We start from the raw sequence: 2,585 nt of genomic DNA on the forward strand, positions 1-2,585 counted from the left end.
ATTTTTGCCATTTTTGTGACCAATTTGTGCTATACACGGGAGTTAATACCCCAGCCGCGCAGGCGATATACACCAGCTGAGCCACGTTGTCCGCATCCACCCGCCGACGGGCATTCGCGAGATGGCGACGAACGGTCTGCTCCGAACAACACCGCCGCCGCGCCGCCCTACGCACACTGCCCGTCTCCACATAAGCCTGCAACGTCTCCACCTGCGCGTGCGTCCACACCGGCTCCGCGACCACCACCGCGTCGCACGCGCACGGCTTCAGCCGCACCTCAAGCCCCGGCCATCGCGCAGGCACTGCCGTAAACGCTCACACAAACCTGCACCTGGACAGATAAGCCACACTACCGGCATGTCAGACACCTCGCCACAGAAGATGCTGAAACGAGTATAAAACGGCGTGAACAGGCTGTCAAGTGGAAACAGCTGCCTTTTTGACTGTGATATAATGGATGCAGCAGGAGGCGACGCAGATGGTTACCCTCACCAAAGCCAGATACGAGCAGGGCGTGCTGCGCCCTCTACAACACATCCCTCTTGCCGAAGGACAGGAGGTGCAGATAGTGCTTTACCTGCCAGAGCAAGTGTCGCCGCGGCTACAGGCGTGGCTCGACTTCCTGCGCGATACTGAACCGCTGAGTGATGAACAACTGCGTCAGCTGGAACAGGCAGCGCGACGGCGTCCGCTTTTCGGAACGGAGAGCTCCACTCCATGAGCTCAGATTTACGCCAAGCTGTTTTGGCACCGCACATGGATTGCGGATCCTGAGGCGAGTATACGATGCCCTCTACGACTACTACCTTATGCGCCCAACCCTAACTAGCTATGGGCCCGTCCACAAGATAGGGCGGAGGTGCCGACGCCTCCACCAGCGAACCGAGCCGTCTGCCGAAACTCCCAATAAGCGATAATCTTTATCAAAGATAGGATCCCCGCTCCACCATACTGGGTCATGGAATTTACACATTACTAGTGGCAAATCCGGTTCCAGAGCAATAGCGTCCGCAAAGGGGCGTTTGATACCCGTCCAGGCAAAGCTGTACGAACTGACAGTACCGGGGGCATCCTTCCACCGAGGGTCGGCTTGACGACTTGGGCACCACCAAACCTCCCTGTTCTTAATGTATGCGCACAATGGGTCAGTATATCCTTGCGGAGGGTTGCAGCCAAACCATGTATCCCAAGGAGGTAAGCCTAACTGCTCCATGGTGAGGCGCACACCTTGTCTCGGATCCGCGCCATCCCAGTCCTGTCGATACAGGACGATAGCCTGACCGATTTGCTTCAGATTGTTTATGCAGACGGTCCTGCGACCAGCCTCACGAGCGGGCGCTAGAAGCACATAGATCAGGCTCGCCAGAAGAGCAATCAGCGCGATAACAACCAAAATCTCGATCAGCGAAAAACCGCGGGTGGAAAAGTACCTCATGGCACTCCGCTCCTCCTTTCCCGGCGGGTGTTTTCTCCACGCGTAGGGGCTATGTTAACATCCTTTCCCCGCTCCCCTTCGCCACAGCATGATATTCCATCTCCCCTTCTTAGCTGGTGCGAGCCGCTAATTCGCCGAATGAGCCATGCTCTGGCGATAGGTTCAGAAGAGAACAGCAGCCCTACCGATATTAAGAGTGAACCAATCGCAATTGCAACTAAGAAAAGGGTTCTCTTTTGTCTCACTACGCTCGCCTCCCACAGACGTGTAAGCGTCTCGCTGCTGGATACCAAACAGCGTCGTGAATTCGCGGTATGCAATCGAAAGGCTGTTACGCATTACGTTTCCGACATGTTTCGCCGACGCGCAGCGTGACACGCGGTTGCTGCTGCACATGGTGACCAAGCAAAGCGCTCCTCTATCCTCTTCTCAACTGCGTGACACCTAACCGGATTGCCCGACGCCTCGGAGCGACAGCGCCCTACACTAAATACAGACTACATACACCGATAGTCGTCGTCGCCGTGTCTGGTACAGTCACCTCCCGGACGCACGTGGAGTTGGCGACAGCTTAGTCCTACTCCCATGCAGGGAAGTGGATAGCACGTCCACTTTGTGCACTCCCACGTGCAACAGACCCCATTACCAGTGGTGCACCGATATACCGGCTCGATGGCAATTGCATGACGACATCCTGGCTCGCCAAAGCAATCGTGGCTGGGGTTTGGACAGGCATAGATTGCCGACACAATCACAACTCCGGCACCCAAGATCGCCAGCAGCACTCGCAGGCGAACAAAACCCTCACGGAACATCGTCCTGCACCTCCTCCTTTTCGAGAATTCTACTCTGATTCTATACCGTCCCCCCCCCGCGTCAATACCCAATTTTTGCCATTTTTGTGACCAATTTGTGCTATACACGGGAGTTAACACCCCAGCCGCGCAGGCGATATACACCAGCTGAGCCACGTTGTCCGCATCCAACCGCCGACGGGCATTCGCGAGATGGCGACGAACGGTCTGCTCCGAACAACACCGCCGCTTCGCCGCCCCGCGCACACTGCCCGTCTCCACATACGCCTGCAACGTCCCCACCTGCGCCGGCGTGAACATCGGCTCCGCGACCACCACCGCGTCGCACGCGCAC

The 2,585-nt window shown here is 56.9% G+C and carries 4 protein-coding genes; 1 reads left to right on the forward strand and 3 read right to left on the reverse strand.

Annotated elements, in window-relative coordinates; genetic code table 11:
• Positions 1-304 (reverse strand): hypothetical protein (locus K6U75_17205; GenBank protein ID MCL6476770.1); only part of this gene is annotated, 304 nt, incomplete at its 3' end.
• A gap of 175 nt (positions 305-479) precedes the next feature.
• On the opposite strand from K6U75_17205, the gene K6U75_17210 reads away from it, so the two are divergent.
• Complete coding sequence (locus K6U75_17210; protein MCL6476771.1) at positions 480-722, forward strand: antitoxin family protein; 243 nt, start codon at positions 480-482, stop codon at positions 720-722.
• A gap of 108 nt (positions 723-830) precedes the next feature.
• On the opposite strand, the gene K6U75_17215 is transcribed toward K6U75_17210, so the two are convergent.
• Both K6U75_17215 and K6U75_17220 read right to left on the reverse strand, forming a co-directional pair.
• Complete coding sequence (locus tag K6U75_17215; protein ID MCL6476772.1) at positions 831-1,436, reverse strand: DUF1559 domain-containing protein; 606 nt, start codon at positions 1,434-1,436, stop codon at positions 831-833.
• Between the two features lie 497 nt (positions 1,437-1,933).
• A partial coding sequence (locus K6U75_17220; protein ID MCL6476773.1) for a hypothetical protein occupies positions 1,934-2,585 on the reverse strand: 652 nt, incomplete at its 5' end.

It is taken from the genome of Bacillota bacterium, assembly GCA_023511455.1.
Lineage (GTDB): Bacteria > Armatimonadota > HRBIN16 > HRBIN16 > HRBIN16 > HRBIN16.